Source organism: Trueperaceae bacterium (assembly GCA_031581195.1).
Taxonomy (GTDB): Bacteria; Deinococcota; Deinococci; order Deinococcales; family Trueperaceae; genus SLSQ01.
Genome location: JAVLCF010000138.1, coordinates 1 through 5,502, shown reverse-complemented (window position 1 = coordinate 5,502; position 5,502 = coordinate 1). Strand labels below are relative to the sequence as shown.

Here is a 5,502-nt window from a genome sequence, read left to right as displayed (position 1 = left end):
CCCGATGAACGACTGACCGCGGCCCCCGACGCCCCGACGCCCCGTCGCCTGCGTCCCTCCGTCGCCCCCCGGGGCGGCGGTCGGGCGCGGCGCACGCCGCGGGTATCCTGCCCCCATCCCTTCCTCAGGAGACCTCCGTTGACCGACCACCTCGTCACCGTCCACCCCTCCCGCGCGGCCCTCCCCCGCTCCGAGCAGCTGGCGTGGAAGCTGGCCGAAACCGCCCTCGGGACCCGCACCGTCGACGCCGACGTCGCCGCGATGGCCGCCAACCGCCTGATCGACGACGCCGCCGTCGCCGTCGCGTCCCTCGACCGAGCGCCGGTCGCGAACGCCCGCGCGCAGGCGCTCGCCCACCCCCACCCGCGCGGCGCCACGCCGTTCGGGCACGCCCCCGACGTCCGCGTGCACGCCGAGTGGGCCGCCTGGGCGAACGCGGTCGCGGTCCGCGAACTCGATTTTCACGACACCTTCCTCGCCGCCGACTACGCGCACCCCGGCGACGCGATCCCGCCGCTGCTGGCCGTCGCGCAGCAGACCGGCCGGGACGGCGCCGCCCTGACCCGCGGCATCGTCGCGGCGTACGAGGTGCACGTCGCGCTGGTGAAGTCGATCTGTCTGCACTGCCACAAGATCGACCACATGGCGCACCTGTGCCCCGCCACCGCGGCGGGCCTCGCGACGATGCTGGACCTCGACGTCGCCACGACGTACCAAGCGATCAACCAGGCGGTCCACGTCGCCTTCTCCACGCGGCAATCCCGAAAGGGCACCATCAGCAGTTGGAAGGCGTACGTCCCCGGGCACTCCGCCCTCCTGGCGGTCACCGCCGTCGACCGCGCCATGCGCGGCGAGGCGGCCCCCGCCCCGATCTACGAGGGCGAGGACAGCGTCCTCGCCTGGCTCCTCGACGGGCCCGACGCGCGCTACGTCGTGCCGCTCCCCGACCCGGACGACCCGCGCCGCGCGATCCTCGAGACCTACACGAAGGCCCACTCCGCGGAGTACCAGGCGCAAGCGTTCATCGACCTCGCCTTCGACGTCCGCCGTCGCCTCCCCGGCGGCCCCGACGCGATCGACGTGGCCGCCATCGAGGAGGTCGTCGTCCGCACCAGCCACCACACGCACCACGTGATCGGGACCGGCGCGAACGACCCCGAGAAGTTCGATCCCGACGCGACCCGCGAGACCCTCGATCACAGCCTCATGTACATCCTCGCCGTCGCCCTGCAGGACGGCGTCTGGCACCACGTCGACAGCTACGCCCCGGCGCGCGCCCACCGACCCGACACGGTCGCGCTGTGGCACAAGATCCGCACCGAGGAGGACCCCACCTGGACCGCGCGGTACCGCGCGACCGACCCCGGCGAGCGGGCGTTCGGCGGGGAGATGACCGTCACGCTCACGAACGGCGAGACGGTGCACGCGCGACGCGACGTCGCCGACGCCCACCCCAACGGTGCCGCCCCGTTCGCGCGGGCCGACTACGTCGCGAAGTTCCGGACCCTCGCCGAGGGCGTCGTCCCGACCCCCGAGCAGGACCGCTTCCTGCACCTCGCCGAACGCCTCGACACCCTCGCCCCGGACGAGGTGCGCGCCCTCACGGTCGCCGCCCCGCACCTCGCGAACGAGGCGGACGACCCCGCGACGCAGGGCGGGATCTTCCGGTGATCGCGCTCGAACCGCGCGATCCCGCCGCCGTCCGCCGGGGGTTCCGCGCGGCGTTGGCGGGCTCGGGGCCGCCCCTCCGCCTGCCGGGCGCCCCGACCCCCCTCGTCGCCCGCCTGGTCGAGGAGATCGGCTTCGACGGCGTGTACCTCTCCGGCGGCGCGTTCGCCGCGGAGCTCGGCATGCCGGACGTCGGCCTCACCACCCTCCCCGAGCTCGCCGACCGCGCCGGCCGCCTCGCCACCGCGACGTCCCTTCCGCTTCTCGTGGACGCCGACACCGGCTTCGGGGAGGCGTTGAACGTCGTGCGCACGGTGCAGGAGCTCGAGCGGCGCGGCGTCGCCGCGCTGCACCTCGAGGACCAACGCAACCCGAAACGTTGCGGGCACCTCGGCGGCAAGGAGCTCGTCGACCCCGCCGCCATGGAACGCACGATCCGCGCCGCCGCCGCCGCCCGGCAGGACCCGACCACCGTCCTCGTCGCGCGCACCGACGCGCGCGCGGTGGAGGGGCTCGACGCCGCCATCGAACGCGCCCGGGCGTACCTCGCGGCCGGCGCCGACGCGATCTTCCCCGAGGCGCTGCAGGACGAAGCGGAGTTCGCCCGCATGCGCGCGGCGATCGACGCGCCCTTGCTCGCGAACATGACGGAGTTCGGTCGCTCGCCGCTCCTGGCGTTCGAGACCCTCACGGACCTCGGCTACGACCTCGTCCTCTACCCCGTCACCAGCCTCCGGCTGGCGATGGGCGCCGTCGAGCGGGGCCTCCGCCACCTGCACGAGGCCGGGCACCAACGCGACCTCGTACCCGAGATGCAGACCCGCGCCCGCCTCTACGAACTGCTGGACTACGACGGGCACGAAGCGATCGACGCCGTCGCCTACGGCGGACGCCGGGACGACTGACGCGCCGCGCGGCGTCAGCGACGCAGGCGCCCCAGGCCGCCGGTCATGGCGGCGAGGAAGCCCGCCGTCAGCAGGAACGTCGCGGCGTAGCCGAACGCCTGCGCCGCCGCCCCCAACGCCAAGGGCGCCACGACCTGCGCGAGGCGGTTGGCGGTGATGCGCGTCCCGAGCGCGAAGCCGTGCCGCTCGGCCGCGACCTCTTCCACCATCGCCGCCATCGTGAGCGGTTGCGCGACGCCCACCGCCACCCCGAGCGCGACCGCGGCGACGCCCTGCAGCACCAGGTTCGCGCCGACCGCCAGGCCGGCCGTCCCGACCGACGCGAGGGCGAGCATCGCGAGGAACGTCGGGCGGCGCCCCCCGAACGCCGCGACGATGCGGGCCATGAACGGGCGCACCACGACCGCCACGAGCGACCGCAGGCTCACGATCCCCCCGATCAGCGTCGCGGGGACCCGACGCTCCTCCAGGGACGCCGGGAGGAACGAGTTGTGCGCGATCATCACCACCATCACGGTGCCGCTCACCCACAGGCTGGCGCGGACCGACGGGAGGCGCAACAGCCCCGCCACCCGCGCCGCCCCGCGCGGCAGGGCGCCCCACGCGGACCGGAGCCGCGCCCGCCACGGCGTCCGACCCGCGGGGTCGGGGGGCGGCCCCGCCGGCCGGGCGGCGGGCCGGACGGCGGCGAAGGCCAGCGTCCCGAGCGCCGCGACGCCCGACGCGACCCCGAACGCCGCCGCGAACCCGGCGAGGTCCACCAGCACGCCCGCGCCGACCGGACCCAGCAGCTGCCCACCGGACACGAAGGCGCCGTACACCCCGTAGTTGCGTTCGCGGGCCCGCCCGGCCCCGAAGCCCGCCACCAGCGACTGCGCCGCGACGACGCCCAACAGCTGCCCGACGCCGGTGAGGACCTGCAGGCCGAACAACGTCGCGATCGACGGTGCGACCGCCACCCCCACCGGCGCGAGCACCAGCAGGCCGGTCCCCGCGACCGCGAGCGGTCGCCCCCCGACCCGGTCGACCCACCCCCCGGTGGGGATCGCGAGCAGGAGCGGCAGCACGAACGTCGCGGCGACCACCGACCCCAACAGGGCGGGAGGTGCGCCCAACGCCACCGCCAACAGCGGCGCGAGCGTCGTCGTCATGAAGTAGCTGGTGAACAACAGCGCCGCCCCCACGCTGAGCCACGCGAACGCGCCCGCTCCGCCCCCCGGCCCGTTGGTGTCGGTCACCGGCCCGCTCCCGGCGCCGACCCCCGGTGCGGTCCCGGCGTTCGTCCTTCGCTCACGGTGCTCCTCCCGGCCTCCCGCGGCAGCGTACCGCGGGCGCGCCCACCCCGAAGCGCCGCGCCACGGCACCGCGAGCCGGACCCCGGTCGCCCGCGGACGTCCCTGCTACGCTGGCGCGCATGACGGACCTGATCATCATCGGCGCCGGCCCCATCGGCCTCGAGGCCGCCATCCGCGCGAAACGGGCGGGCCTCGACGCCCGCGTGCTGGAGAAGGGCGGCCTGGTCGACGCCATCTACCGCTACCCGACGTACATGACGTTCTTCACGACCAGCGAACGGCTGGAGATCGGCGACCACCCGCTCGTGACCGCGACCGACAAACCGACCCGCAAGGAGGCGCTGGCGTACTACCGCAAGGTCGCCGCCGCGGAGGCGCTCGACGTCGCGCCGTTCCACGAGGTGACCGCCGTCCGCCCCGACGGCGACGGGTTCGCCCTCGACGTGCGCGACGTCGCGCCCGGCGCGGACGCCGGCGTCCGCACCCTCCGGGCGCGCCGCGTGATGGTGGCGACCGGCTACTTCGACACCCCCAACCGGCTCGACGTGCCGGGCGAGGACCTGCCGCACGTCACGCACGCGTACGACGAAGCGCACCGCTGGTTCGGGCGCGACGTCGTGATCGTCGGGGCCGGCTCGAGCGCCGCGGACGCCGCGCTCGACCTGTACCGCGGCGGCGCGCGCGTGACGATGGTGCACCGCGGGGAGGCGTTCAAGCCCAGCCTCAAGTACTGGATCCGCCCGAACCTCGAGAACCGGGTGAAGGAGGGCTCGATCGCCGCGCACTTCCGCACCACCGTCCGCCGCATCGTGCCGGGCGCCGTGCACGCCGAACGCGACGGGGAGGCCCTCACGCTGCCCGCCGACCGGGTGTACCTGCTGACCGGCTACCGCGCGACCGGCGACCTCCTCGAGGGCGCCGGCGCGAAGGTGGACGCCGCCACCCGCGTCGCGGAGCTCGACGCGCACTACCAGACGACCGTGCCGGGCCTGTACGCGATCGGTTCGGCCGGCTTCGGGACCCGCACCAGCGACGTCTTCATCGAGAACGGGCTCGTGCACGCCCGTGCGGCGGTCGCCCACGCCGCCGCCACGCCGGTCCGCTAGACTCGCGCCAGGAGGTCCCCATGGCCCGTACCCGCCCCCTCGGCCTGCTGCTCGTCGCGCTCGGCCTCGTCCTCGTCCTCGCCCGCCTCGGGGGCGGCGAAACGTGGCCGTTGTTCATCATCGTGCCCGGCGTGGCGATGGCCGCCGTCGCCGTCGCCGGCCCCCTCCGCTTCGCGGACCTCGCGGTGCCCGGCGCGATCGTCACGACGGTCGGGCTGATCCTGCTGGTGCAGGAGGCCACCCAGTCGTTCGAGACGTGGAGTTACGCCTGGGGCCTCGTGATCGCCGGGGTGGGGGCCGGCACCTTCCTGAAGGCCAGCATCGTCGAGGACCCCGCGGAACAGAAGGAGGGCGTCCGCCTGGTCGGCGTCGGGCTGGCGTTCTTCGCGGCGTTCGGGGCGTTCTTCGAGTTCCTGATCTTCGGGGGCTGGTTCGGGGGCGCCCTCGGGTGGCTCGTGCCCGCGGCGTTGATCGTGGCGGGGGCGTGGCTGCTGCGCCGGCCGCGCTGACCCCGCCCCCACCGCCCCC

Annotated in this window: 5 protein-coding genes; 4 read left to right on the top strand and 1 reads right to left on the bottom strand. The window is 75.2% G+C overall.

Annotated features, from left to right (window positions below; all coding sequences use genetic code 11):
* The first annotated feature begins 138 nt into the window (after positions 1 to 138).
* Both RI554_10365 and prpB read left to right on the top strand, forming a co-directional pair.
* A complete protein-coding gene (locus RI554_10365; protein MDR9392418.1) occupies positions 139 to 1,671 on the top strand; it encodes an MmgE/PrpD family protein in 1,533 nt (510 codons plus the stop codon).
* A complete protein-coding gene (gene prpB / locus RI554_10360; GenBank protein ID MDR9392417.1) occupies positions 1,668 to 2,573 on the top strand; it encodes a methylisocitrate lyase in 906 nt (301 codons plus the stop codon). The genes RI554_10365 and prpB overlap by 4 nt, the downstream gene beginning before the upstream one ends.
* A gap of 14 nt (positions 2,574 to 2,587) precedes the next feature.
* Here the strand turns inward: prpB and RI554_10355 are convergent, their stop codons facing one another.
* Entirely contained in the window at positions 2,588 to 3,811 is a 1,224-nt protein-coding gene (locus RI554_10355; GenBank protein ID MDR9392416.1) for an MFS transporter, read from the bottom strand.
* Positions 3,812 to 3,987: 176 nt separating this feature from the next.
* Here RI554_10355 and RI554_10350 point away from each other — a divergent pair, with 176 nt between their 5' ends.
* The gene (locus tag RI554_10350) at positions 3,988 to 4,974 is read left to right on the top strand and encodes a YpdA family putative bacillithiol disulfide reductase (protein MDR9392415.1); all 987 of its coding nucleotides are present in this window, start codon (positions 3,988 to 3,990) and stop codon (positions 4,972 to 4,974) included.
* 20 nt (positions 4,975 to 4,994) lie between these two features.
* Entirely contained in the window at positions 4,995 to 5,483 is a 489-nt protein-coding gene (locus tag RI554_10345; GenBank protein ID MDR9392414.1) for a hypothetical protein, read from the top strand.
* Positions 5,484 to 5,502: the final 19 nt, after the last annotated feature.

Excerpts from the sequence above, each read along its gene's own strand:
- RI554_10350 (MDR9392415.1), top strand. The coding sequence starts at position 3,988 with ATGACGGACCTGATCATCATCGGCGCCGGCCCCATCGGCCTCGAGGCC.
- RI554_10345 (MDR9392414.1), top strand. The coding sequence starts at position 4,995 with ATGGCCCGTACCCGCCCCCTCGGCCTGCTGCTCGTCGCGCTCGGCCTC.